The organism is Clostridium sp. DFI.1.208 (assembly GCF_024463855.1).
GTDB lineage: Bacteria > Bacillota_I > Bacilli_A > Erysipelotrichales > Erysipelotrichaceae > Clostridium_AQ.
Genome location: NZ_JANGCA010000295.1, coordinates 1 through 273, shown reverse-complemented (window position 1 = coordinate 273; position 273 = coordinate 1). Strand labels below are relative to the sequence as shown.

Below are 273 nucleotides of genomic sequence, written 5' to 3'. Positions count from 1 at the left end.
TCCTTTCCCGTGATAAAATCTCTCTTATAAAGAAATGAGGAGTTATTTATGGAAGATTTTTTTAAATTTATAGATTCAAGTTTTATTATTGCTGTCCTCTCTGTTTTCTCAGTAGGTCAGATTTTAATTCCTGCAATATTTGTTTTTTCTTTTGGACTCACACTTTTTTTTGCTTGGAAACTACAATAAAACAGCTAAAATAGTTCTTAAACAATTAGAGAATTTCCAACTTAATACACCGCAAAGCACAATATTAAATAGATCACCAAAAAA

1 protein-coding gene is annotated in these 273 nt (G+C 28.2%); it reads left to right on the top strand.

All coding sequences use genetic code 11. From position 1 onward, the window contains the following. The first annotated feature begins 48 nt into the window (after positions 1-48). Entirely contained in the window at positions 49-189 is a 141-nt protein-coding gene (locus NE665_RS24425; RefSeq protein WP_216881984.1) for a hypothetical protein, read from the top strand. Positions 190-273 lie beyond the last annotated feature (84 nt).